The sequence below is a fragment of the Bdellovibrio sp. HM001 genome, from assembly GCF_055397275.1.
On record NZ_AP029174.1, the window covers coordinates 3,533,603 to 3,558,901 of the forward strand.

Here is a 25,299-nt window from a genome sequence, read left to right on the forward strand (position 1 = left end):
ACGATGTGTATGATTGCTGGGAAGTAAATATATTGCAGAAAAAATGACTTCTGGTCCTGGCAGCGAGTCCAATTTGCCCTTAAAATAGGCATCATAAGCACACCTAATGCTAACCGATAATTATTCTAATAAGTGTTGGAAATTGAGAATCTTTCCTAATTGTAATTCCAGGGCCCAACATTTTGATACCCTTTTAGTCCATTTGGTTCGATAAGTGCTATGTGACACCCAGAGACAGCAAAAGATGGTTAAGCACCAACTCGCTTTCCCTCAAGCTCCTTATAGCGACTTGGGCGGTCAGCTCGTTTGCGACACTGATTCTTACCGCATTCCAACTTATCATGGACTATCAAAGAGATTTTGATAAGTTGCAGAACAATTTTACCATCATCAAGAACTCGTACCTGGATTCTATGGCCGAACATCTGTGGTCATATGACACTCGACTTCTGGAGATCCAGCTTGATGGTCTGGGTCGCCTTCAAGGTGTAAGTTATCTGCGTCTGGTGGCTGACAATAAAACCATCTATGAAACTGGGAAATCTGATCCGACCGAAGAAAGTCACAAACGCTTTGATATCTATCACAAAAACACCAACGAGGTTCTGGGTGCGTTGGATGTCGAGTTGGACGTCAAAAGCCTGCGTGAAAAATACTTCCAGGAAGCGATTTGGATCTTCGTTCGTCAGGCTGCTAAAACCGCGGTCGTGGTATTGTTCCTGTACTTCATCTTCAACCGCATTCTGGTCGTTCATATCCAGCATATTGCCGGATACTTGAGTGAGAATCGTGGGCGTGACGCCAAAGATCTGGAGCTGAAACGCCGACCGCACAAAGGACAGGATGAGCTGGATGTTTTGGTCGAATCCATCAATCTGTTCCGATCTGAGCTATTAGAGGCCAATCAAAAACTTGAAAGTTTGAATCAGGCCTTGGAACAAAAAGTGGCGGAAAGAACCCGCCAGTTGACGACCAAGAATGAAAGCCTTGAAAAGGCCATGCTGCAGATCAAGCGCATGCAGGCCACTTTGGTCGCCCAGGAGCGCCTGGCCTCGTTGGGAAGCCTGACGGCCAGCGTGGCACACGAGATTCGCAACCCCCTGAACTTTGTTTTGAACTTCTCCGAACTTCTGACGGACTCTGAAAATCTGGAAGAAATCAGAGAGATCAGCCGTGTGATCCTAAAACACAGCCAACGCATCGATCAGATCGTGCGCTCGATGCAAATTCTTTCGGGTTATGACAGTGATGTACTGGAAACGGCGGATCTGAACGAAGTCGTCAAGAAAGCCTATCAGGATACAATCACGACTCGATCACTGGGATCCAGCTATGTGCCCCCAAAGGTCACCTACCGCCTGGGTGAATCCATTCACGTGCCGGTCTATACGGCATCCCTGCTGCGGGCGCTTTCCAACATTATCGACAACTCTATTCATGCCTTGGAAAAGAAAGTTCGCAGCAATAAGAACTTTGAGCCGGAACTCATATTGTCCACAGTCGTCCGCGGTGATTCTGTTGAAATCATCATCCGCGACAATGGTGTGGGGATCCCGACAATTTTGGGTGAAAAAATCTTTGATCCTTTCCTAACGACAAAATCGGCCGGTGAAGGGGCTGGACTCGGACTGACTGTTGCGTTTAATATTGCCCAGAAACACGGCGGCACTTTAAAATACAACAGCGAGTTCGGGCAATGGACAGAATTTATCATGTCCCTGCCCCTTATACACGAGAGACCGAATTCATGATCCATATTGTGATAGTCGACGATGAGGCAGACACACATCTGCTTTACAAGCTGAAGTTCAAAAAGTTGTTCGCCCATTGGGGTGAATTGAACCTGGTATCGTTCCTGAACGCACAGGATTGTCTGGATTACCTTAAAAACCCTGCAAATCAGCAAGTGGATCTGATTCTTTCCGACATCAATATGCCCGGCATGGATGGCTTTGAGCTCCTCAAAGAGGTTCATGGAATGCACTTGCAGATGCCCTTTTACATGGTCAGCGCCTATGAGTCCTCTGAGTTCCGCACTAAAGCCGAATCTTTGGGGGCCACCCGCTTCCTGAGCAAACCCGTGGACTTTCACCGACTGGGCGAAGCTGTGCGCCAGGATCTGAATCTTTCCGAACAATAAAAAAAGCCCCAGGTTCCCCTGAGGCTTCTGAATTTCTTTTCTTCCAAAAAGCTCTGTCCTATGCAGAGCTTTTCTTTTTTGCTTCCTCTTCAGCCTGAATTTCCTCATCCGTTTTATAGACAAGCATCGGCTGAGCGCCTTCGTTAATCACGTTTTCATCGATGACCACTTCCTTCACATTTGTTTTGGAAGGAATGTCGTACATCACATCCAGCATCGCTGTTTCGATCACACCACGCAGACCACGGGCACCGGTTTTACGTTTCAGAGCCATCTGAGCCACTGCACGCAAAGCTTTGTCCGTGAACTTCAACTCAACACCTTCATAGCTGAACAGCTTCTGGTATTGCTTGATGATCGCATTCTTAGGACGCACCAGGATGTCGAGCAAAGCTTCTTCATCCAATGGGGCCAGAACCGCAATCGCCGGCAAACGACCGATGAACTCCGGGATCAAACCGAACTTGGAAAGGTCATCCGGCTCCACTTTGGAAAGCAGATTGGCGCTCTTTTCCACTTCTTCGGACGTGCGGATGTCCGCCGCGATACCCATGGTTTTGTTCGTCGTTCTTTGTTCGATGATCTTATCCAAGCCTACGAACGCCCCACCCACGATGAAAAGGATGTTCGTCGTATCCACCTGGATGAATTCCTGCTGAGGATGTTTACGACCGCCCTTTGGAGGCAGATTCGCCACAGTCCCTTCGAGGATTTTCAGCAACGCCTGCTGCACACCCTCACCACTCACGTCACGTGTGATGGATGGGTTTTCAGACTTTCTGGAGATCTTGTCGATCTCGTCCACGTAGATTACGCCTTTTTGCGCTTTTTCCACGTCATAGTCAGAAGCCTGAAGCAGGTTCAACACCACGTTTTCAACGTCTTCACCGACATAACCGGCTTCCGTCAAAGTCGTCGCATCAGCCATCGCAAATGGCACATTCAAAACCTTGGCAATTGTCTGAGCCAACAATGTCTTACCGGAACCTGTCGGACCAATCAGAAGAATGTTGGATTTTTGCATTTCAACGTCAGTGGACTTTTTACCCTGAGCCATCGCGTTCACACGCTTGTAGTGATTGTGAACCGCTACCGCCAGAGTTTTCTTGGCCTGTGTCTGACCGATCACATAGTCATCAAGGTAAGTTTTGATATCGGCTGGTTTTGGAACTTTGAAGGTCCCCTTGACCGCCGTCTCTCTTTCCTTTTCCTCGTCAATGATGTCATTGCAAAGATCAATACACTCGTCGCAGATATAGACGCCAGGACCGGCGATCAATTTCTTGACCTCTTTTTGGCCCTTGCCACAGAAACTGCATCTCAAAGCACCGTTGGTATCTTTCGTCGTCATCTGCTCTTATCCTTTTTTTGCCTTACGGGATTCAACCACATGGTCAAGCAAACCGAATTCCTTCGCCTGATATGGATCCATGAAGTTATCGCGTTCCATAGCTGCTCTCAAGGTCTCGTAATCTTTGCCAGTGTGTGTCTCATAGATACGAGTCAATTTCTCTTTTGTCTTAACCAGTTCTTTCGCGTGGATTTCGATATCAGTGACCTGACCGGACAAACCGCCACCGGACAACAATGGTTGGTGGATCATGATGCGAGTGTTCGGCAGGCTGTAACGCATGCCCTTTGTTCCCGCCGTCAGCAACAACGAACCCATGCTCGCAGCCATCCCCATACAGTAGGTCGCCACGTCACATTTTACGAACTGCATAATGTCGTAGATCGCCAGGCCCGCAGACACGCTGCCCCCGGGGGAATTGATATACAAATGGATCGGCTTTTCAGGGTTGTCCACTTCCAGGAACAGGAACTGTGCGATGATAGCGTTGGCCACCTCGTCTGTCACTGCCGTACCCAGAATCACGATACGGTCTTTAAGTAGTCGGGAGTAGATGTCATAGGATCTTTCACCCTTTGAGGTTTGCTCGATGACGTAAGGAATGAGTGCCACTGCTGTCTCCTGTGGTTGTGATTGAGGTGTCATTCTGTGCTACCTATCGGAATACTGGCGCAGGACTTTATCAAAAAGCCTTTGACCCTTAAAACTGCTGTGCTACATCTAGTAACGCACAACAAAACCGAATAATTTTAAGGGGTTTTTATGGCTTTCAACTTGCTCAACAAAGACATCGACACATTGACCTGCCCGGCTTTGGTCGTGTTTTCCAAGTCTTCTTCTCAAAAAGACAAGCTCGCAAAAGTGACTCATTCTGAGCTTCACAAAGCTTTGCTTCCATCTTTGGAAGAAAAAACAATCACAGGCAAACACCAAGAAGCGGTTGTTTTCCGTGAATTCAGCTTCAAGGGCTTCCGCCACATCATCGTGGTGGGTCTTGGCAAAGAAAACGAAATCACTCACGAATCCGTTCGCCAATCCATGGCTTCTGCTTATGAAGCAATCAAAGGTTTGAACGTGACTGAAGCCGCTGTTCATTTCGATGGCATTGCTTCCGGCAAAAAAGACGCTGCTGACTTTGCAAAAGCAACCGCAGAAGGTCTGATCCTGACTTCCTACGTTTTCAACGAATTGATGTCCGGCAAAAAAGACACTAAAGAAATCAACGTGCATGTTGCTTCCAAATTGGGTAACGACAAAGCCGTCAAAGCTGCTTTCAACGAAGGCACAATCCTGGGCTCTGTGGTGAATTTCTCCCGCCGCTTGGGCGATATGCCAGGCAATCTGATGACTCCGACGATCCTGGCAGACTCTGCAGTTGAAGGTGCCAAAGGCATTGCCAATCTGAAAGTGACTGTTTGGGACAAAGCTCGTATTAAAAAAGAAAAAATGGGCGGCCTTCTGGGCGTTTCCAACGGTTCTGATCAAGAGCCTCGCTTCATCATCATGGAATACAAAGGGGCTGCGGCTTCCAAAAAGCCAGTGTGCTTCGTGGGTAAAGGTCTGACCTTTGACTGCGGTGGTATTTCTATCAAGCCAGGCGCTGGCATGGAAGAAATGAAGTTCGACATGTGCGGAGGCGCGAACGTTATCGGCACCCTGCTTGCGATCGCAAAATTGAAATTGAAAATCAACGCCGTAGGCCTTGTGGCATCCACTGAAAATCTGATCAACGGTTCTGCGACAAAACCAGGCGACGTTCACACTGCTCGCAATGGCAAAACATTCGAAGTTAACAACACGGATGCAGAAGGTCGCCTGATCCTGGCTGATGCTCTTTCTTACGCTACTGAGCTTGAGCCACAAGTGATCGTCGATGCTGCCACTTTGACAGGCGCCATGGTGATTGCTTTGGGTAACACTCACACTGGTTACTTCACTCGCAACTCTGCTTTGAAAACGAAAGTTGAAAAAGCCGCTGTTCAATCCGGTGAATGGGTTTGGAACATGCCTTTGACGGACTTCCACGTAAAAGACATGAAGGGCACCTATGCAGACCTTTCCAACATCTCTTCCGGTAAAGGCGCAGGTTCTGCAACGGCAGCCGCCTTCCTTGAGCAGTTCGTGGGCGAAGGCATTCCTTGGGCGCACTTCGATATCGCGGGCACTGGCTGGGCTGTAGGCAACCGTTTGCCTTATTGCCCTAAAAAAGGTGCTTCCGGTGCAATGATTCGTACTTTCGTTGAAATTGCGAAGCAGTACACTTAGTCTCACCTGAGCTAAAAACAAAAATCCCCCAGGCTGTTTCAGCATGGGGGATTTTTTTTAACCAAACGATTCTAATTTTATATTACCAGCTAAAGACGACCGGATGCCCCAGAGTTTGGGCAACCTCGGGACCTTCAACGACCAACGCCTCGGAAGCGCTTTCATTGACCAACTTCACGGACTTCAACAACCAAGTGCGAGGCCAGTCATCGGGAAGATTGGTAAAACGAACTGTCACTTTGGGACCCTCGTTGAATTGGAATTCTCCATCGCCGGGACGCTCCCCAAGGATACGGGCCACCGGCACATACAAAGCATTTATCCGGGACATATCTTCAGAGAAATCACATCGACCTTCCACTTCCATTTGCGGTTTGTCGCCACCAATAGAAACACCTTCAGCCTCGAAGTTCAGGAAGACCTTTTGAAATTCCTGACAAGCCAGCTTTTTGCTGCCGCGCTCATCGACATACACAAAGTGACCCAAGGCAATGCCTGCCCCTTGTGCGCTCTTCTTGATTTCCAAACCGGTTAACAGTCTTTGCTTCACCGCCTCTTGAAGCTTTTCCCCACTGAGGTGAGAAAAATCAAAACTATTCCTCACGGCTGCGGGATCACGATTGATTTGAAGTTCATCTGTATTGGACTTTAATAAGCCATAGCCTGCCAGAAAACAAAACGCAAAAAGCCCGGCCCCACCTAAGATTTTTCTCATAATTAAAAGTGTCCTTTTGATTAGGATATCATGGTGATTTTTGGGCACATTCTATTTTGTTTTTTTTGCTGGATTTTGGTCGCGAAAAACACCCTTTCTGACACTTTTCCGAGCCCACTTTCCCTACCTAAATCCAGTCCAAAAGCCGCCATTCTGCGTGAAATATTTTCGTCCTTTTCAAGGCGGCAATGCTTTTTCGCGTGAAAAGTTGGTAATTACCAATGCGAATGCCTCTCTGGTTTGAGGGCACCCATTTGGCCTTTGACACCCCCGGAAGGCATAAGCGATATACCCTCAAATGAACAAGACATCCGAGTTCTTATTGAACGAATACCAGAGACGACGCAACACCGCGCCGGAACTCACCAATGCTCAATTTGCCCGAATTTTAGGTATCCCCTCCAGCCGCCTGAGCGACTACATCAATGGCCGTCGCATCATGACTATGTCCATCGGCAAGCAGATCATCAAAGGACTCGGGTTGCCCGATTCAGAGTTTGAACACCTTAAGGGCCTTATCGAGTTCGACAAGCGTAAAATCAAAACACTGCAGCCGGAAGTACAACTGCGAGAAGATGAATTCGCTGTCATCAGTGACTGGTATCACTTCGCCATCCTGGCTCTGGTGCCGGTGAAAACATTCCAGCCAAATGCTGAATGGATTGCCGATCGTCTGAATATCCCCGTCGAAGTGGCTCATGCTGCCATTGAACGTCTTTGCCGCGTGGGTTTGCTGGAAGTGTCAGGTGGTAAATTCCTTGTCACTCACAAACAACTGGAAACCACCAACAACATTCCTTCCGAGTCTTTGCGCCGCTCTCACAAGCAAACGCTGGTGCAGGTTCTGGATTCCATGGACCGCATTCCTTTGGAATACCGGGACATCACTTCCATCACCTTCCCCATGAATCGAAAAAAGATTCCGGAAGCAAAACGTCTGATTAAAAACTTCCGCAGGAAAATGGCGACCCTTTTGACCCAGGGACCTAAGACCGATGTTTACAATCTGAATGTTCAACTTGTGCCTGTAACAAAGGTTAGAAAATGAAACGTATAAATCTGCTTCTTGTTGTTGCGACTGTATTTGGCGCCCTCTGCGCTCAGGCCAACAATTGGTATGATCGCGGCAATGCCGGCTTTGTCCTGGCCTGTGTTGGCAAAAAACCTGTGGTTCTTGATCTGCACGAAAACGAAACTCGACAGTTGGGCGAAATTCAGTTTTCCTCTCAGTCCCACACACAGTCCAAAGCTTTGGATATCATTGCCCGCTTGGAATCACATGATAAAGCACGTGCTTCGCAATACAGATCCTGGGCCTTGGCTTTCTTCAACGAAGTGCAGTGGGTGCACGACGCCGCCCTGAACCAGACACCCGATCTGGGCATGGTCATCATTCCAAACAACTGCCAGCTGGAGCAGGTGGTATTCCAAAGAAATCCATCGATCCTGAACAGCAAACGCTACATGATTAACCAGAATCTGTGGAATCAGCTGGATTCGGACAACCAGGCCGCGCTGATCGTTCACGAGATCATTTACCGCGAGTTCATGAATAGCGTTACCCAAGAACCCGCGTCTGAAAGAATCCGCGTCTTCAACCTGGTTCTTCATACGAACTTACTCGCAGGCCTGACGCTGCCTGAATACATCTCGTTGATTCAAGAACTTCACTTCACCAGCTACACCAGCCAGAACCTGAAGTTTGCCATCGGCTATGAGTCCTCGAAAAAAGGTTGGTTGAATATCCCCGTCACACTGAACGAAGCCGGCCATGTGATCGAAGGCACCTTGGCAGCGCAGCAGATGTTTATTCGCAAACACATCAGCTATAACTGCCACTCCACGGATCTGCCAGCTTTAGGTTATGTCCAGCTGGACGACAATGGCACCTTACGCCGCCTGAATGTACACAAGGACTTTGACACCAAATTGTGTGGACTGCCTTCCACCTTAATCACTGATGATGAAGGCCTCCATCGAATTTCAGGAAGTCGGTGGACCTTCGACGAACAGGAACGGCCGGATTACATTAGTGACCAGTTGCCTCAGTCAGGCCACAGCCTGAAGTACAAAGGGACGACTTACATCGTTCATTCCAGCATTCTTCAGGAGACTCCGTACTGGAGCAGTTACTACTTTGACAGCGAGTTAAATCTGATCGCACTGGATTTGGGAGGCCACCCCTGCCGGGATGAGAAGACTCAGAATGTGATCTTCTATCGAACTGTCAACGATGCCCCGTCACTGCTACTTTCGCTGGATGCGGCTGGAAACATCCAATCCCATCTGCCAGCTTGCTACTAATAAAAAAGGCCCGCTCTTTGAAAGACGGGCCTTTTTTCTTTTCTGAATGAACAGCTATTTGCCACAGCCAACAGGTGTATAACCTTTGAAAACGGCACCCATTTCCTGGGCCTCCATTGCGATGGCCAACAGCCCCAGTTTCGCTGTCCAGCCATAAACGTTTTCCTGAGGACAGCCCGGCGTATTGATGGCCAGATCTGACACACACAAGCGCTTATAAACCGCACCGGGACTGTTTAAGCTTTCGGTCGAGCTTTTCTCTGCATGTGTGCGCAGGAAGCCCCCGGCTAGTTCACAGCCAAGCATGTAGATGACAGGCTCGGCACTGGCTCCGTCTGCTTGCACAATTGAAGGGATGCCTTCCTGAATGATCACTTCCTCGACGTCGCGACCGCCTTTGGCCGCTTTCATTTTTTTGCGGGACTTGTAGGACCAGGACTTCACTTCCTCGCCGGAACCCACTCGAATCACAGCCAAACCATAGGTGCCCGCATTGTTTTTCACAAACACGAACGGCTCCTGTGTGATACCGCGCTTTTTGTATTCTTCGCTCAGACGATGAAGCATCTGATCCACTTTTTCCGCCAAGGCATTGCGACTGCCCTCGTCGCCGATATCGAAATGCTCAAACAGTTCGGTTTCTACCCGCAGCAGGAACGGATCAATCTTGGCCACTTCGGCGAACTCGCTGGCCAGCTGATTGTAGTACTTAAAGTAGGTGCTTTTCTTTCTTTGATACCAACCCAGTTCTCGCGGCGGATTCATGGGGAATTCGCTCATGGTGGGTGCCCACTCTTCATAGGCCTCAGAGAAGTCATTATTGCTGATGATCAAATCTGGCGTAAAGGACTTCAGCAGCTCGCCGTCTTTCAAGGCGGAATGAACAATCACTTCGTTCCCGGCAGAGCTGGTCAGCTTCAACGGCTCTGGCAGTTCACGTGGAATCGCCACCTTGACCGTACGACCCGTGGATTCGATCAAATTCCGAATGGTGTGGACGTTTTCCCAGTAAAAGGCATTGTTGGTGTGTTCCTCTGTCACCAGCATGATATTTTTGATTCCGGCGCCATAGTGCTTGGTGATGTACTTTTCAACCAATGCCACCGCAGATTCCTTGTCGGTCGGACAAATATTGTTAAATCCTGCCGGGAAAATATTGGCATCCACGTTGGAAATCTTGTATCCCGAATCGCGGATATCGTAGCTGGAATAGATGGGATAGGACATGTTCGCCGTCTTGGAAGCAAACCAAGCGCAAATCTCATTCATATTGGCGAGTGTTTGTTGGTGTAGAATCAGTTTCGCCATAGTATCTCCTTCGTACAGCAATAACAGAAATTATAAATTAGGATCTTCCGAGGGAACCACTTTAGGGGGAAGAGGTATAGTGGACTTCTTCTCCTCAGGCAAGAGCACGTCGACTTTGACTCGCCCGGCCCTTTTCAGACTGTGCAGACGCTGGGACTCCTCTGTCAGACCCATCGTTTCACCGGCGTTGTAAATAAGCAATTCAGTTTTCTTTCGGACCTCTAAGAGATATGCAAAGAACTCAGATTCATAAGAGTTCATATTCTGACCGCTGAGGGGTCTGTAAAGCTCTGCGCGCTCCATCAAACCCAGCAGCTCGGCACCGAAGTGGGACTGAAGCTGACGGGATTCGGTTTGTGCTTCCACTTGCGTGTAAAGATCACGATAGGTTTCCATCAAGGTCTTCAGCGCGCGGGCGGACCAGACACTGTCCCCCAGACGAAGAGCTCGAAGTAAGTACACCTGCACCAACTTCTGCCCACGGATGAAGGCCGCAAAGTTGTCCGCTGAAAGTTGATTGGTGGAAACACCACCCATTTGCACATACGTTTTAACCAGCCAGTCCTTCGGAAGTTCAGCACCTTTTTCCGCCTGAACCTTCTCGATTCCATGCTCGGCTTCGTTTAAGTAGGCCACGGCCTCAGTTTCACGATCTTGTCGACCATAGACAATCGCCAAACGCGCAGGAATTTCAGCAAGGGCCGTTTCCAAAGGCAGATAGCGCCCCAGATTTTTTGCATCCAGCAAGGACGCCACTGTTTTAGCGTCATCCCCCAGGGCTTCATAAGCAAAAGACATTCGGTAAATGGCCTGAGCTGCAATCTCTGGCTGATAGATGCGTGTTTTGACAGCGATATCACGATACAAATCCAAGGCTTCGTGCCACTTCCCCTGCCCCGCCAGGGATTGGGCTTCCCCCAGTCGAGATGCCTGCAAATATTGTGATTGAGGATGAAGCCCCTGGAATTCCTTAAACAAAATCACCGACTGATCAAAACTGCCTGCCGCCAAAGCTTTTTCCGCATTGACGAGCTGAGCCTGCTCCTGCGCCTGAACCTGACTTGTATTGTCTGGTTGGCGTTGCAGCAAGGAACATCCGGAAAGCAGAAACACCGCCACTGGCAAAAGATTCTTCATGCTTTCTTTTCTCCTTCAACAATCAGAGCACCCAGCTCTTCCAGTCCCGAAAGATCGGAAATGTCCTTAACCAGGTCTGGAATGCGAAACACTCGTGCATCACCCTTCATGCCTGCTTCAAACTGGCGATAAAGCTGATCCCTTTGATTGTAGTAGGAGCGCATCTGGGAATACAACTTCACAAGGTCTTCGTGTTCTTTTCCGGGATCCTGAGCCGTGCTGAGGTCCAGCCAGTAAGGGAAGATGCGGTTTAAAACAACAGTTCCCAGATGGTATCCACCTTTTTTGATTTCCTTGGAGAAATACTCGGCTTCCTTTAACTTGGCCTGATCAAACGACGTCACCAGGCAAAACTGAGTCGTGGGCGCCACCAGCATACGGTGCACATCCACGGTGCGGCCCAGAAGTTTTTCCTGCCATTGCTCGATGTTGACAAAGAAGTCACCCAACTCGCGAATGAAGTTCGAGCCCGTCAAAGATTCCAGGATCTTCAGAACCTGTCGCGTCCCTGACTGCAACAGATGGCCGAAAAATCCACCCTTTTTCCCCTCGGGATCACGGAACCACTTGGCCACCCCTTCATTAAACAAGGCTGACAGTTTTTGCGGGGCATTCAGGAAGTCAATAGCGTGCTTGGTTGGTGGCGTATCCAGGATGATCAGATCGAATTCACCGGATTCGTAACAGGAATAAAGTTTCTCCAAAGCCGTGAATTCCTGGGAGCCACTCAGGTTGGTGGAAAGCTGCTTGTACAGGCTGTTATTAAAGATCTTCTGAGCTGCTTCGGTCTTTCGCGCCGCCCGGGCGACGAAGTCATCGAAGGTCTTCTTGTGATCTATGACCGAGGCAAACAGCTCCCCTTTGAAGCTTTGTCCCGGCACACGGGTGATATCTTTGCTGCCCTCAATACCCAGGGTCTGCGCCAAACGCTTGGCCGGATCAATGGTCAGAACCAGGACACGTTTGCCCTCTTGCGCCGCCAGCACCGCCAAAGACGCGGCCACCGTGGTTTTTCCGACACCGCCACTGCCCACGCACACCAGAACTTTTGTGTTTTCAAAAAGTGATATCATCGAAGATTTCCCGCCACTTTTTCCACCAGAACCCACGGCTGATTTTCAAAGTACAAAGGCACCCTGGTCAGACGAACTCCCATTTTTTCAGCTGCTGACCACATCTGCTTTTGACGTTGAATATGGCTTTCAAGATATTCCGCAAACTTCGCCAGATCTCCGCCCTCATTTTGCACAGCCTGCAGCTCGCCTTCGGAAACCGAGGTCTCCATCATTTTGTTCAGTATCAATTCCGGAGCAATGGAAAATTCTGCTTTCAGTCGCGAAATCAACTCGTCGGCTTCTTTCAAAGGAAGTTCTTCCGGTAAGGTCACAACATGGTATTTGCAAATCTCAGGATTGCGCAGATGGGCGTCGATACTGCGGCTTTGCTCTCCCATCGGACCAAACTGCACAGCCTCGGCCATCCCTTTGGGGGCTTCCAACAAAGCAATGAAATGCCCGGTGGCAAAAGCATCAACCACAACACAGTCAAATGGCAAAGGCGGCCCGTGTTTGCGGGGACCACTGGTCACTTTGCCCAGGATCGCCAGCTCGGGAAGGGCCGGCGCCACGTTGATGAAGGCTCGCATGACGGCGTTTTCAAAGAAAAGTTTTGCCAGACTTTCAACCTTGATGAAGTGCCTTGCATACTCTTGCAGACAGGCCTCGCCCGTCCAAAGAGCCAAAGAAAGATTCGGGCGGATCGAGGTGGGCTGAAAACCGACCTGAGGTACGCCGAAAAAATCTTTGAAAAAACTCTGGTCGCCCAGCTCAACAAGAAGGGTCTTTTTCCCCTCCTGACTGAGTTTTAAGGCCAGGGCCGCCGCCAAAATGGACTTCCCCACGCCCCCTTTTCCTGTCACAAAGTGAATCTCTTGCTTCATAGGTTCTAAGAGTGTCTCTGACCTCTGATTTATAGGCATTACGCACAGCATTACGGTTGCCTAAAGTCGGCCTGTCTTCTACTATCCACCAGTTTATAACGCGTCGGCGTAACTTAGGAGAAATAGACATGAAATCAAACGTAGAAAAGGTCTCTAATCTTTCTAGAAAGTTGAACATCGAAGTTCCTGCAGCGACTGTTCAATCTGCTTTCCAAAAGATCTTCAATGGCATCCAAAAAGAAGTAACAATCAAAGGCTTCCGCAAAGGTAAAGCTCCATTGGCAACAATCAAAAGTCTTTACGCTGACCGCGTGAAACAAGACGTTGTTCAAGACTTGATCCAAAAGCACTACTCTGAAGCTTTGAACGAACACAAGCTTGAGCCTATCAGCTATCCTGAATTTGAATTCGCAGATCCAACAGAGAACAAAGACTTCTCTTTCTCTGCTGCTTTCGATGTTCGCCCGGAAATCGTTTTGAAAAAATACGAAGGTCTGGAAGTTGAAAAAGAAAAAATCGAATTCGATCCTAAGAAAGTCGAACAAGTTCTTGAAAACATCCGTGCGTCCCGCGCAACTTTCGAAGTTGTTGCTGAAGACCGCGCTGCCAAAAAAGGCGATGTTGCAGTTATCAACTTTGAAGGTTTCATGGGTGGCGCGCCACTTGAAAACGGCTCCGGCACTGACCACAACCTTGAGTTGGGTGCCAACCAGTTCATCGAAGGCTTCGAAGACGGCATCGTGGGCATGAAGAAGGGTGAAACAAAAACTCTTTCTTTGAAGTTCCCGGATCCATACCACTCTGCAGAGCTTGCTGGTAAACCAGTAGAGTTCAAAGTGACTTTGAACCAGATCAAAACAAAAGTTTTGCCTGAGCTGACAAACGAATTCATCGCTTCTTTGGGCGGCCCTTCTGACCTTGATGCTTTGAAAAAATCCATCCAGGAAGATCTTGAACAAACTGAAACCAAACGCGTTGAAGACGCTTTCAAAAACCGTCTTTTGAAAACTCTTGTGAAAGAAAACCCAGTTGAGGTTCCACCGTCTTTGATGAAAGAACAAAAAGCTTCTTTGGTTGAAGACTTCAAAAAACGCATGGCTGAACAAGGCATGGGTCCTGATGATTTCGCATCTTACGTTGAAAAATGGGATGGCGATTTCGAAAAGACTGCTGCTGAAATGATCCAGTCTTCCTTCCTTGTGGACGCTATCGCCAAGAAACACGATTTGTTCTGCAAAAAAGAAGACCTGGAAGCTAAGTTTGCTGAGTACGCTCAACAAACAGGCATCGAAGTGTCTCGCATCAAAGAATTCTACGGTCGTCCAGAGCAGGCTTCCCGCCTGACTTACATGCTGACTGAAGAAAAAGTGATCGCTTTCCTGAACAAGTCCGTGAAAGTGAAAGAAGTTCCAGCGGGTTCTTTGAAAGAAGAAAACCACTAGTTTCTGATTGATCATGGCCCGTCAGGCCTTTGTCTGACGGGCTTTTTTTGCCCGGAATTTACTTATGGAGTTCGGAAAGCTTTCCTCCATCGCGAATGTTGACTGGTCCTTGCCGCCGGATGATGGTGCATCTCTGGCCTATTTGAACAAGCTTCCCCGCACTGAAGGGCCCACACGTTTTCTTCTGGGCACCCCGGCCTGGGGACATAAAGAATGGATCGGCAAAATCTATCCGGAAAAAACCAAAGCTGCTGACTTCCTGTCTTATTACGCACAGAACTACAACACCATTGAACTGAACACATCCCACTATCGTATTCCGTCCCACGAACAAGTTGTAAAATGGCGCGAACAAGTCACCCCCAATTTTCAGTTTTGTCCGAAGGTGTTTCAGGGCCTTTCGCATTCCGAGCAGGGCCTGCTGGACAAGTCACTTCTAAAAGAATGGCTGCGTTTTGTGGAAAGCCTGCAAGAACATCGTGGGCCTTGTTTTGTTCAGTTCCCTCCGCACTTTGACTATTCCCGCAAGGCGACGCTGTTTTATTTTCTGCAGCAGTGGCCTCAGGAATTTGAACTCGCGCTGGAGTTCCGCCATGCAAGCTGGTTCAAGGACCGACAGATTCTGCCAGCATTGACTCAGTACCTGCAGAATCGCGGACTGGGACTGGTGATTACCGACGTCGCGGGCCGTCGCGACCTGGCTCACACCTCAATCAGCGCCCCTTTTACTATGTTGCGGATCATTGGCAACGACCTGGATCCCAGTGACTACACCCGGTATCAGGAATGGGCGCGCCGACTGAATCGCTGGAGCCAGGCCGGTCTGCAAAGGGTTTATTACTTTGTGCACGAGCCGGACGACATCAAAAGTCCCGAAATGACTCAAGCCCTGATTCAATATCTGAACGAAGAATGTAACGCCGACTTGCCACCCTTACAATGGTGCGCCACCCTTTAGAGGTTTCACTTTAGTCCGTGCATTTTTTTACCGAAAGAACACCTAATGCACAGATCTATTCTTCTATGTCTCATTTTGGGAATCTTTGGCTCTTCTGCCTTTGCCTCGTCTTCATCCGGACAGGAACTTTTGTCAGAAGCTCAGGAACTGGCGGGTGCTGATCCACGCAAAGCTTTTGAAGTGATCCAAAAGATCGAATCCACCATCCCTGTGACGGACACCCGCCTTCATCTGGAAAAAGATCTGCTGAAGTGCGAGCTGCTGGTGGACAACAATGATCCGACCGAAGCCCTCAAGATCACCCGAAAATATGCGGGGGCCGAAAGCCTGAACGCAGACTTGCGCTTGAAGATCGAACTTTGTCACTATGCCGCCCTGGAAACCATGGGTGAATCCAAAACTGCCTTGGAAGGACTGATGAATGTCCTGGAAGTCAGTCAGCGTGAAAAGCTGCCCGAGGTGGAAGCCAAAGCACTGCTGAATCTGGGACAACTGCTGTCCTATCAAAATCAATTTTCACAAAGCCTGAAAAGTCTTCTGACAGCACGAGACCTGTTTGTCGCGCAAAAAAACACCAACATGGAGCGCATCACTTTAAATTCCATCGCGGTCCTGTATGGACGTATGGGTGAAAACAAAAAGGCGCTGGAATACTTTGAAGAAGTTCTGGAAAGGAACCGCTCACTGAACAAACAGCGCAACATCGCAGTGGTCCTGAGCAATATGGGCCGCCGCTATGAAGATCTGGGTGACTACAAGTCAGCTCTGAGCCATCTGCAAGAGTCCTTGAGCATTCACAAAACCCTGGGGAACGTAAAAAGTCAGGCCGTCGTGGAACGCGCACTGGGTTCGCTTTACAACAATATGAATCAGCCGGCCAAAGCCCTTGGCCACTTGCAAAGCGCCATTCACACGTTGCAAGACATGAATCTTCCGAAGTCCTTGGCCCAGTCCTATCTGGAACTGGGACGAGCACATCTGAAACTTGGCAACAACAAACTGGCCCTGGAGAACCTGAAGAAAGCGGCTTCTTTTAACCAAGAACCTTCATCCGTTCAGCTTGCCATGGAGATCCGCGAAGAAGAAGCCCGCCTCTTTGAAGGAACCGGCATGTGGAAAGAAGCCTATCTTTCCCTTTTAGATTTTAAGAAGCAATCGGACCGCCTTCACAAGATCAAGGCCGACGAACAGTTGCGCCAGATGAACTTCAAGTTCGATCTAAGCAAAAAGGAAGAAGACAACCGCATGCTGAAGGCCAAAAACGAAGCTCAGCTGGTGATTCTTGTTCTGACAAGTTTGCTTCTGGGATTGACGGCTCTTTTCACGATTCGTCAGATTCGCACGGCTCGTCGTATGCGTGAACTGGCTTTGACAGATGAGCTGACTCGCATCCCCAACCGACGCCATATCCTGGATTTCGCAGAACAGTCTTTAAGCAACTGCCGCCGCCAGAAGAATTCTTTGGCCGTGATTATTTTCGACATCGATCACTTCAAGAAGATCAACGACACTTATGGGCATGCCATCGGTGATGAGGTGATCAAACGAGTGGCGAAGCTGGGCTCCAAGAGTCTGCGCCGCGGAGATATGATTGGACGAGTCGGTGGCGAAGAGTTTTTGGCAGTTCTGCCCTTTACCAATCCGGCCGCAGGTCAGGATGTTGCCGAACGCATTCGCATGGAGATCTTAAATTGTGATATGTCGGATCTTGCGCCGGGTTTGCGCGTGACAGTCAGTGCTGGAGTGGCCTGCATTTCAGGAACAGACTGGAACGGAAATATAGACGGCCTGATTCACCAGGCCGATGAGGCGCTCTATCACGTCAAGAAAAACGGCCGAAACGCCGTCAGCCTGTCCATTGCCTCTTAAAATCAGACAAGTGACCTTATTGGCAGTTGTTAAACTCGCGGAAGTAGCGTTGGCAGACGGAATACTGAGAGCTGCAGTCGTTGATATCCGTGGACTGATAAGTCGTCGCCGGACATTCTTTGGGAACGCTTTTATTGACGACCGCTGTGAAGGTGCCTTCAGCATATACAGCATTGCTTCCCAATAAACGATAGCTGATCTTGTTCGTTCCATTTTCAAGCAGAGGCTTTTGGAACAAAGTTGAAATCCACAGATTAAAAGCATCTTCGCTGCGACCGCGAGAGCCTGAATAGCTTTCGGTCTTTCTGCGACCGGAGCCATCTTGATGAACGGCTGTCAGTTCAACCTTCGTGGCTCGGCCATCGCGAGGACCCACGAAATAGTCATAAGCGTTTGGTGACATCACAAGATCTCGGCAAGTGTAAACTGCAGATCCACTGCCGTTGAATCCACCGCACATCACTCGAACTTGTCCTTGAATGGGAGTCACTGTGAGAGAGTTGCCTTTTTCAAATCCAACATGCTGAGCCTGAGAAACTGAGCCCACGAACATGCCTAAGGCTATGATAAACTTAGTCTTTTTAAACATGAAAGGCCCCCTCTGCCTTGCTTGTTGCGGTAGAGTAGGGCCTCTAAATTCCTTAATCAATAACTAGCGCGTCAAAGCTTTCAGCGTGTCCCAAGCCTTAAGATAGCTAAATGCTTGATATGCCTGATAGTCTGTCTTGAACAGTTTGTCGCGTGGCGAAAGCTTGTCTTCTTTTTTTGATCCCACGTCTTTCCACCAAGCTAACGCACCCTCTTCGGCGCCTTGTTTTACGTCAAGTTTTTCCGCGGCTTTCTCGCGATCACCCTTCAGGTGTCCTGCGATGTCGCCCTCACGCGTGGTCACGGATTTCACGATCGCCTTTGAAAACGCTTCTGTATCCACATCTTCGATTTCGATATCAGGATGAATACCTTCCGCCTGGATCGAAACTCCGCTTGGTGTGTAGTAGCGGGCCACAGTCAATTTCAAACCACTGCCATCGCCCAGTTTGATCACGGACTGCACAGAGCCTTTGCCGAATGTTCTTTGACCGACAATCAAAGCACGTTTGTTGTCCTGCAAAGCACCGGACACAATCTCGCTGGCACTGGCCGTGTATTCATTGACCAAGATCACAATCGGGAAGTTGGTGAATTGTCCTTTTTTAGTGGCTGTCGCAATTTCCTTGTCATTCTTGTTACGACCGATGGTGCTGACGATGGTTCCTTCTTTCAGGAACATGTCACTGACTTTGATCGCCTGATCCAACAAACCACCTGGGTTTCTTCTCATATCAATAAGCAAACCAGACATTTGGTTTTTATTGTTCTTCATGTGATTTTCAACAACCTTTTGCAGATCCTTGGCTGTGTTTTCAATGAAGCTTGTGATTTTCACATAAGCAAACCCATCACCCAAATCAGTGTACTTCACAGACTTGATTTTCACGCTGCCACGAACCACCGTGATATCCCGTGGTTTATCTTCGCCATCACGAACCACGCGCAGAATGATTTTGCTGCCTTTTTTTCCACGCATCATCTGGGACGCCTCCACCAGGCTCATGCCCTTGGTGCTGGTGCCGTCGATACCCACAACTTTATCCCCCGCCTTGATTCCCGCCTCCCACGCCGGAGCGTCCTCAATCGGTGAAATAATCGTCAAGATGCCGTTTTGAATCGAGATCTCAATTCCGAGACCACCAAACTCTCCGCTGGTTTCAGTTTCAAAGTCTTTGAACATGTCTGGTGGCATAAAGTTGGTGTGGGGATCCAACTCGCGCAACATTCCTTTGATGGCGCCGTAAACCAGCTTCTTGGTGTTAACCTCTTCCACATAGTACTGCTGAATCAGGTTCAGAACCTTACTGAAGTTCTGAAGATCCGCATACCTTTCCTGCGCAAAGGCTCTAACCTGGAAACCTGTTTCTGCCATGATGAACAAAACCAGCAGAAGGGCGCCGCCCAGTATGTAGGTTTTCCAGTAGCGTTTAAGTGATTGCATAGTGTTAGAGTCCTTTCATCCACTGTTGCGGGTCGTAGGGTTCGGAAAAATGTCTAATCTCAAAATAAAGTCCAGAGGCGCCATCCATCGGAGCCTCGCCCACCTGAGCCAGAATCTGTGAACCCGTGACTTCATCGCCGGTATTCACCTTCACATCCTGAGTATGGGAATAAACGCTGTAGTAGTGATCACCATGATCCACGATCAACGTTGTTCCAAAACCGGGAATTTCGCCCACATATGAGATCTTTCCATCAAACACGGCTTTGACATTGCTGCCCCTGGCTGCGGCGATGAAGACACCTTTGTGTGTTAAAGTATAGGGGTGTTCTTGGCCTTTCATAAGTCCAAATTTGTGAGTTACCACCCCTTCAAGCGGAGCCGGCAACGCCCCTTTTTGATCTGCAAAAGACGGCTTGAAGAGCAGATCAAAAAGTCCAGCATCCTCAATATTGAACTGCAGGGACTTTTCACGAAGGCCGTTGATCTTATTGATGGCAAACATCTTGTTTTTACGAATTCCATCCAGAAGCTTGCTCTTCAGGTCCTGCTCTTTGCGCAAAGCCTTTTCCTGATTGGCGATCTTCAGTTCCACCGACTTCAACCCTTCCAGCTTCTGCGCCAGACTTTTCCTTTTTGATTCCAGATCCTTAAGGTCTTTGGTGTAGTTTTTAATCAGCTCCAGATCACGTGCAGCCACCACACCCAGAATTTTTAAATTCCGTTCCAAAGAAACGGAGCTGGAGGAGGAGAAAAGAAAACGCGCAATCGAAGGTCCACCTAACTTGTACATCGCGCGCAGACGTTCGGCGAGCAACAGGCGCTGTTGTTTGGATTTCTGATCCAGCTCTTCAACCTTCGCGGTCAGGTTGCGCACACCGACCTCCAGAAAAGCACGCTGTTGGGAAAGCTCCCCTTTTTCCGTCACGATTTTTTTGATTTTCTTATTTAACTGATACAAAGCCGACAGAACCTGACGCTGTTTGATTTCTTCGGCTTCAAGCTTTTTTTTGGTGGCCTCAAAGTCCTTGGCAAGACTGTCCACGTCCGTCGATGCTTTCGCACCCGCAGACAACATAAGACTCAATGCCAAAAGAACTCGCCACCACATCAAACTATGTCCCCTGACTTCCGGCAAACCCGTCATTAATTCGGCGCACGCACAGATAGGATCCCAAAGCTCCCAAAGCGGTTCCCATAAGAATAAAAGCCACCAGAACCACCGGCCCCAGGAATTGGATGTGTTGCCCCAGTTGAAGGAAGCTCAGTTTGGTGGTCAGTAAATTTTTGATGCCGACATAGACAACAAAGCACAGCCCCATCGCAATAACGGAAGAGGACACTCCCAGGAAGGCGCCTTCCATCATAAACGGTTTGCGAATCATCGAAGGTGTTGCGCCAATCATTTCCAGTACGACGATTTCGTCCTTGCGTGACTGAACCGAGGCTCGAATGGCGTTGGACATGACAAACAACGACGCCAGCAGGATCACCACACACAGGGCCTGCAGAGTAATTTCAATAGCGCTGACCAAAGCCGCATACTTTTCGACCCAGTCCTGCCCATAGCTGACTTCTTCCACACCCTGAAGACCCCGGACCTGTTCGGAAATTTTTTGCAGCACCGGCATCTGATCCGCGGTGGCCACGGAAGGCTTCAGTTGAATCTGAAAACTGGCCGGGATCAAACGCAACAGCTCTTCATCCTGGGAAATGTCCGGAGCATAGCTGGCCATCTGAGAGCGAAAGTCCCCCAGGGCTTTTTCTTGAGAAATGAACGTCACCGTCCCGACTTCTTCATGCTCTTTCAGTCGGGCCTGAAGATCCTCGCGCCCTGCATCGGAAAGATCCTGCGCCAGATAGACAGTCATCTGCACGTCTTCGCCCCACAAAGTCAGGATGCTGCGGAAATTTTGTGAAATTAGCAGGGCCGCTCCCATCACAACAAAACAAGCTGTGACAACGACCAGAGTGGAAAGCTTCAAGGCCCAGTTCTTTCTTGGAGGTCTCACTTGGTGTCCCCCACGATCATTCCATCTTGAAGCAACAAGGTGCGCTTGTTGCGGCGCTTGACCATTTCGTGGTCATGGGTTGCCACAAACACGGTCGTTCCCTGCGAACAAACCCGCTCCAAAAGATCCATGATTTCTTCACTTAAGCGGGGATCAAGGTTTCCCGTCGGTTCATCGGCAATCAGAACACCCGGTTGATGGATGATCGCGCGGGCAATGGCTGTTCGCTGCTGCTCACCACCAGACACAAAATCGGGATACTGATCGTGTTTGTGAGCCAAACCCACTTGTTCCAACACTTCATACACCCGACGCTGGATCGCCGGAGCCTTGTCGCCACGAACCTGCAGCGGTAAGGCTACATTTTCAAAAATGGTACGATCTTTCAGCAGTTTGAAATCCTGGAAAATCACACCAATTTTTCGGCGGAAGAACGGAATATGAGAATCCCGAATGGTCAGCAGATCATGGCCGGCCACTTTCACGTCACCGGAGGTCGCCACATCGTAAGCTGAGATCATTTTAAACAATGTGGTTTTACCCGCCCCGCTGGGCCCGGTCAGAAATACGAACTCACCCTTGTCGATGCGCAGATCAACATTTTTTAAGGCATGAACAGGGCCAGGATAGGTCTTATAGACGTGAGAGAATTCAATCATCCCTTCATCTTATGAAAGATGGGGGCTGATGAATACTCGCCACAAGTCGAGGTTTTAGAGAGAAATCCTGTTTTTTGGGATTTTACGGCATGCTTCCCGCCATCAATGTATCGATGACGGTACTGTGTTGGCGTCGTAACGCCAACTTGATGGCCTCTTCTGACTGAGTCGACCCGAGTTTCAAGACGGTGTCGTAAGGTGTCTTAATGGTCTTCAGGACCGCACCGTTGCAGAAAATTCTGCTGACCAGATAGGGGTTCTGTACTCCCCAATCCTCTGTCTGAATGTGGTACTTCTGCCCTCGCACTGTAATGTCTGAATTAAAACCCTTTTGCACCTTCACAAACCTCGAACAGAAAATAGCAGATTTTGCTGTGTTTCTCACCACATTTTTCTTGGATGAGGGTCGAAAAAAATCTAGAGTCAAAGCCTGTCTAAATAAAAGGAGATTTTGCTATGAAATTGTTCTCATTGTCGGCAAGTGTTTTCGCTTTGCTTTGTTCCTTCTCTGCTATGGCAGCAGAGCCTTTCACCGGTGAAGCAGAGGCAGGTGCGGTTGTCGTCAGTGGCAACAGTGACTCCCAGAGCTACGCTGCCAAAGGGAAAGCTGTCTATACACACGAAAAAAATGTGTACACCGCTTTTGGCCGTTACTTGAAGACGGACTCTAATGGTGTTGAAAGTGCGCGCAACTGGGAAGCCGGGGCTCGTTATGAACGTGAATTGACAGATTATCTTGGCGTCTTTGCGGGGCAAAAAGCTGAAAGTGATGTATTCAACGGATACGTACAAAGGGATTCGACGGATCTTGGTTTGAAGTATTCCCTGATCAAGAGCGATGCCATGAACTGGTTCTTCGAGGTCGGTTATCGTTACCAAAAGACCTTGTCCACAGCCGGAACAGTTGCTAACGACAACATGGGTCGTTTGTACTCTGAGTTCAACAAAGCACTGGATAAGACTTTGTCCTTCAAATACTGGGCGGAATATCTGCCTAACTTCACTGAACCTGAAGCATATTTGTTCAACACAGAGGCTTCTTTGAACATTATGTTAAACTCCGTCTTCTCTCTGAAATTGGCTTACCTATTACAATATCAGAATGAATTGCCAGCAAGTGGCAAGTACACGACAACTACGACTACAATGAACCTTGTTGCGAAGTTCTAAGAAAGGAACCACCATGTTTAAAGAGTTCAAAACGTTTATCATGCGCGGCAATGTCCTGGACATGGCCGTGGGTATCATCATTGGTGCCGCCTTCGGCAAGATCGTGTCTTCTTTCGTTGCTGACATCCTAACTCCGGTCTTGAGTTTGGGACTGGGAAAAGTTGATTTTTCAAACTTGTTTGTTGCTTTGAATGGCGAAACCTACGCAACTCTTGAAGCCGCCAAGCAAGCCGGGGTCGCGACCATCAATTATGGACTGTTCTTAAATATCGTTTTGGACTTCCTGATCGTGGCTTTTGCCATCTTCCTGATCGTAAAAGCGGCCAATAAGATGCAAAAGGCTCCTGAAGCCGGTCCGGTCACAACGAAAGAATGTCCGGAATGCTGCTCTCAGATTCCTCTCAAAGCCCGCAAGTGCCCGAACTGCACAAGCGCTGTTGCTTAAGACTTACCAAAGCCCGGTTCCCACCGGGCTTTTCTCATTTTGAGACGTAAACCTTTTGGTCGCCCCTGCCGATAATTGGTACTGCACTTGCATGAGTAACCATCATCGGGGAGGAAATCAAATGATTACGATTTCAAACTCTAAAAAGAGATCAACTGTCAAATTAGTCATCAATCTTCTAAGCGTGTCTTCCCTTGTGACTCCCGTCGTTTCTTACGCTCAGCCGACGGCTCCAGGGGTTTCCGTTCAAATTTCACCCGAAGCCTACGAAAACACAATGAAGAAGCAGGAGTGCAACAACGCTCGGGATAAAATTGCCGAAGCGGAAAGAGCTATCGGTACGGCCTGCCGCAAAGCCGGATTGGGAAACGCATCAAACTGTGTGGCCAAGGCAGAATCCTGTGCTGAAACCATTGGGAATGAAGAGTTCAGCACCACCGATGCCATCGGAACAGTTCTGGGTCTTCCGGTAAATTCCAATTTGGGCTCCACCTGCCCTCAGATGAATGGTCGCGACTACTATGATGAAATCAAGCGCCTGAATCAGGAAGTTAAAGATACAGAAAAAGATATTGCAGATTTGGGTCAGGAAAAAGCGGATATTGAAAAAGAGTTCAATGAAAACATCGCTGAACTTCAACAGGCTTTGACCGACGCCCAACAAGAACTTGAAAAAACCAAAGAAGACCTGGACGCGGAAGAGCGTGAGCAACTGGCAAGCTTCCAGCAAGCTCAAGTTTCCAACAAAGAACAGTTGCGCGCCAAAGGCAGTGAACTGATTTCACTGCGAAGTGCTCGCACGGCAGCTTTGCGCAATAAAGCGACAAAGATGCTGGAGCTGACGGCTGAGACCAGCAAATACACTTGCAATGGAGAGTATCTGAAAGCCGCAAAAGAGTACGGCAATGTGAGTGGCAATTCCAGCAAAAACCATATCAGCAAAGCCAAGGCTCAAAAGGCGGCCGCTCTTGATGCTTTCCAAAAATGTATGAACCGCTTCCAACAGGCGCGAATCAAGGTCAGCGAGGACACACAGGCAGAAGTTGAGGCTCTGGACGACAAAATCCGCTCTGCAGAATCCAGCATGGATGAACTCAATGACACATTAAATCTGGCGGCCACTCAGCTTCAACAGATGAAGGATTCCACCTCTAAGAAGAAAACGGCTGCTGAAAAGAAGGTTACAGACCTGATGACATTGACCCAGCAAAAAATGACGGCAGCACAGCAGGAGCTTCAAACTCGACTTCAGGCTTTGGCAACTCGCCAGGCCAGTTTGCAAAAAGCCCTCACAACTGCCTCCAACGAGCTGATGACTCTGAAAAGTTCGCCAGCGCCAAAGAAAAGTGCTGAATACACTGCCGATGAAGCTTCGGCTGAGATTTCTGGCGAAATAGCCAAAATCAATGGCGTCATCGCCAGCGCGGACCCCGACTGCAACCTGGAAAGCTCTTTAGCCTCGGCAAAAACAAAAAGATCCGCACGCGAGAGCAAAAAAAACCGAGGGACGCGCAACTAGCCTTCGGGCCAGTGTCCCTAGACCCTACCCTTTC

At 48.9% G+C, this 25,299-nt stretch carries 24 protein-coding genes; 11 read left to right on the forward strand and 13 right to left on the reverse strand.

What is annotated here, in order from left to right; genetic code table 11:
* Positions 1–341: 341 nt before the first annotated feature.
* The gene (locus ACZ5ZZ_RS16715) at positions 342–1,751 is read left to right on the forward strand and encodes a sensor histidine kinase (protein WP_464140516.1); all 1,410 of its coding nucleotides are present in this window, start codon (positions 342–344) and stop codon (positions 1,749–1,751) included.
* Entirely contained in the window at positions 1,748–2,140 is a 393-nt protein-coding gene (locus ACZ5ZZ_RS16720; RefSeq protein WP_464118869.1) for a response regulator, read from the forward strand. The genes ACZ5ZZ_RS16715 and ACZ5ZZ_RS16720 overlap by 4 nt, the downstream gene beginning before the upstream one ends.
* Before the next feature lie 58 nt (positions 2,141–2,198).
* Here the strand turns inward: ACZ5ZZ_RS16720 and clpX are convergent, their stop codons facing one another.
* Both clpX and ACZ5ZZ_RS16730 read right to left on the reverse strand, forming a co-directional pair.
* Positions 2,199–3,491 carry an ATP-dependent Clp protease ATP-binding subunit ClpX gene (gene clpX, locus ACZ5ZZ_RS16725; protein ID WP_464118870.1) on the reverse strand — a complete coding sequence of 431 codons (1,293 nt, stop codon included), beginning with the start codon at positions 3,489–3,491 and terminating at the stop codon, positions 2,199–2,201.
* Between the two features lie 6 nt (positions 3,492–3,497).
* Positions 3,498–4,136 (reverse strand): ATP-dependent Clp protease proteolytic subunit, encoded by a 639-nt coding sequence (locus tag ACZ5ZZ_RS16730; RefSeq protein WP_464118871.1) that lies wholly within the window; start codon positions 4,134–4,136, stop codon positions 3,498–3,500.
* A 117-nt stretch (positions 4,137–4,253) separates the two neighbouring features.
* Between ACZ5ZZ_RS16730 and ACZ5ZZ_RS16735 the strand changes: the two genes are divergently transcribed.
* Positions 4,254–5,756, forward strand: coding sequence for a leucyl aminopeptidase (locus ACZ5ZZ_RS16735; RefSeq protein WP_464118872.1), 1,503 nt, complete (start codon positions 4,254–4,256; stop codon positions 5,754–5,756).
* An 82-nt stretch (positions 5,757–5,838) separates the two neighbouring features.
* Here ACZ5ZZ_RS16735 and ACZ5ZZ_RS16740 read toward each other — a convergent pair whose 3' ends face one another.
* Positions 5,839–6,471, reverse strand: a complete 633-nt coding sequence (locus ACZ5ZZ_RS16740; RefSeq protein ID WP_464140518.1) for a hypothetical protein — start codon at positions 6,469–6,471, stop codon at positions 5,839–5,841.
* Positions 6,472–6,769: 298 nt separating this feature from the next.
* Here ACZ5ZZ_RS16740 and ACZ5ZZ_RS16745 point away from each other — a divergent pair, with 298 nt between their 5' ends.
* Entirely contained in the window at positions 6,770–7,519 is a 750-nt protein-coding gene (locus ACZ5ZZ_RS16745; RefSeq protein ID WP_464118874.1) for a TIGR02147 family protein, read from the forward strand.
* On the forward strand, positions 7,516–8,775 hold the full coding sequence (locus ACZ5ZZ_RS16750; RefSeq protein WP_464140520.1) for a hypothetical protein: 1,260 nt from the start codon (positions 7,516–7,518) through the stop codon (positions 8,773–8,775). The genes ACZ5ZZ_RS16745 and ACZ5ZZ_RS16750 overlap by 4 nt, the downstream gene beginning before the upstream one ends.
* A 54-nt stretch (positions 8,776–8,829) precedes the next feature.
* Here ACZ5ZZ_RS16750 and gshA read toward each other — a convergent pair whose 3' ends face one another.
* Genes gshA through ACZ5ZZ_RS16770 form a run of 4 tightly spaced genes read right to left on the reverse strand, consistent with a single transcriptional unit; the run spans position 8,830 to position 13,159 of the window.
* A complete protein-coding gene (gshA, locus tag ACZ5ZZ_RS16755) occupies positions 8,830–10,083 on the reverse strand; it encodes a glutamate--cysteine ligase (RefSeq protein ID WP_464140522.1) in 1,254 nt (417 codons plus the stop codon).
* Between the two features lie 30 nt (positions 10,084–10,113).
* The gene (locus ACZ5ZZ_RS16760; protein ID WP_464140524.1) at positions 10,114–11,220 is read right to left on the reverse strand and encodes a tetratricopeptide repeat protein; all 1,107 of its coding nucleotides are present in this window, start codon (positions 11,218–11,220) and stop codon (positions 10,114–10,116) included.
* Positions 11,217–12,293 carry an ArsA family ATPase gene (locus ACZ5ZZ_RS16765; RefSeq protein ID WP_464140527.1) on the reverse strand — a complete coding sequence of 359 codons (1,077 nt, stop codon included), beginning with the start codon at positions 12,291–12,293 and terminating at the stop codon, positions 11,217–11,219. Before ACZ5ZZ_RS16765 ends, ACZ5ZZ_RS16760 begins: the two co-directional genes overlap by 4 nt.
* The gene (locus tag ACZ5ZZ_RS16770; protein WP_464140529.1) at positions 12,290–13,159 is read right to left on the reverse strand and encodes an ArsA-related P-loop ATPase; all 870 of its coding nucleotides are present in this window, start codon (positions 13,157–13,159) and stop codon (positions 12,290–12,292) included. Before ACZ5ZZ_RS16770 ends, ACZ5ZZ_RS16765 begins: the two co-directional genes overlap by 4 nt.
* A gap of 128 nt (positions 13,160–13,287) precedes the next feature.
* On the opposite strand from ACZ5ZZ_RS16770, the gene tig reads away from it, so the two are divergent.
* The 3 genes from tig to ACZ5ZZ_RS16785 all read left to right on the forward strand — a co-directional run bounded on the left by tig (position 13,288) and on the right by ACZ5ZZ_RS16785 (position 17,428).
* On the forward strand, positions 13,288–14,601 hold the full coding sequence (gene tig, locus ACZ5ZZ_RS16775; RefSeq protein ID WP_464118880.1) for a trigger factor: 1,314 nt from the start codon (positions 13,288–13,290) through the stop codon (positions 14,599–14,601).
* 64 nt (positions 14,602–14,665) lie between these two features.
* Positions 14,666–15,559, forward strand: coding sequence for a DUF72 domain-containing protein (locus tag ACZ5ZZ_RS16780; RefSeq protein ID WP_464140531.1), 894 nt, complete (start codon positions 14,666–14,668; stop codon positions 15,557–15,559).
* A 45-nt stretch (positions 15,560–15,604) separates the two neighbouring features.
* Complete coding sequence (locus tag ACZ5ZZ_RS16785; RefSeq protein WP_464140533.1) at positions 15,605–17,428, forward strand: tetratricopeptide repeat-containing diguanylate cyclase; 1,824 nt, start codon at positions 15,605–15,607, stop codon at positions 17,426–17,428.
* Between the two features lie 16 nt (positions 17,429–17,444).
* Here the strand turns inward: ACZ5ZZ_RS16785 and ACZ5ZZ_RS16790 are convergent, their stop codons facing one another.
* The 6 genes from ACZ5ZZ_RS16790 to ACZ5ZZ_RS16815 form a co-directional block, all read right to left on the reverse strand.
* The gene (locus ACZ5ZZ_RS16790) at positions 17,445–18,017 is read right to left on the reverse strand and encodes a hypothetical protein (protein ID WP_464140535.1); all 573 of its coding nucleotides are present in this window, start codon (positions 18,015–18,017) and stop codon (positions 17,445–17,447) included.
* A 63-nt stretch (positions 18,018–18,080) separates the two neighbouring features.
* Positions 18,081–19,460 (reverse strand): S41 family peptidase, encoded by a 1,380-nt coding sequence (locus tag ACZ5ZZ_RS16795; protein WP_464118884.1) that lies wholly within the window; start codon positions 19,458–19,460, stop codon positions 18,081–18,083.
* 4 nt (positions 19,461–19,464) lie between these two features.
* The gene (locus ACZ5ZZ_RS16800) at positions 19,465–20,571 is read right to left on the reverse strand and encodes a murein hydrolase activator EnvC family protein (protein ID WP_464121434.1); all 1,107 of its coding nucleotides are present in this window, start codon (positions 20,569–20,571) and stop codon (positions 19,465–19,467) included.
* A gap of 4 nt (positions 20,572–20,575) precedes the next feature.
* On the reverse strand, positions 20,576–21,472 hold the full coding sequence (locus tag ACZ5ZZ_RS16805) for a cell division protein FtsX (protein WP_464118885.1): 897 nt from the start codon (positions 21,470–21,472) through the stop codon (positions 20,576–20,578).
* Positions 21,469–22,131, reverse strand: a complete 663-nt coding sequence (ftsE, locus tag ACZ5ZZ_RS16810; RefSeq protein WP_464118886.1) for a cell division ATP-binding protein FtsE — start codon at positions 22,129–22,131, stop codon at positions 21,469–21,471. Before ftsE ends, ACZ5ZZ_RS16805 begins: the two co-directional genes overlap by 4 nt.
* 82 nt (positions 22,132–22,213) lie before the next feature.
* Complete coding sequence (locus tag ACZ5ZZ_RS16815) at positions 22,214–22,516, reverse strand: hypothetical protein (protein ID WP_464140538.1); 303 nt, start codon at positions 22,514–22,516, stop codon at positions 22,214–22,216.
* Between the two features lie 71 nt (positions 22,517–22,587).
* On the opposite strand from ACZ5ZZ_RS16815, the gene ACZ5ZZ_RS16820 reads away from it, so the two are divergent.
* The 3 genes from ACZ5ZZ_RS16820 to ACZ5ZZ_RS16830 all read left to right on the forward strand — a co-directional run bounded on the left by ACZ5ZZ_RS16820 (position 22,588) and on the right by ACZ5ZZ_RS16830 (position 25,265).
* On the forward strand, positions 22,588–23,301 hold the full coding sequence (locus ACZ5ZZ_RS16820; protein ID WP_464140539.1) for a DUF481 domain-containing protein: 714 nt from the start codon (positions 22,588–22,590) through the stop codon (positions 23,299–23,301).
* Between the two features lie 13 nt (positions 23,302–23,314).
* Positions 23,315–23,746 carry a large conductance mechanosensitive channel protein MscL gene (gene mscL, locus ACZ5ZZ_RS16825; RefSeq protein ID WP_464118889.1) on the forward strand — a complete coding sequence of 144 codons (432 nt, stop codon included), beginning with the start codon at positions 23,315–23,317 and terminating at the stop codon, positions 23,744–23,746.
* A gap of 121 nt (positions 23,747–23,867) precedes the next feature.
* Positions 23,868–25,265 carry a hypothetical protein gene (locus ACZ5ZZ_RS16830; protein WP_464140541.1) on the forward strand — a complete coding sequence of 466 codons (1,398 nt, stop codon included), beginning with the start codon at positions 23,868–23,870 and terminating at the stop codon, positions 25,263–25,265.
* The last annotated feature ends 34 nt before the right edge of the window (positions 25,266–25,299 follow it).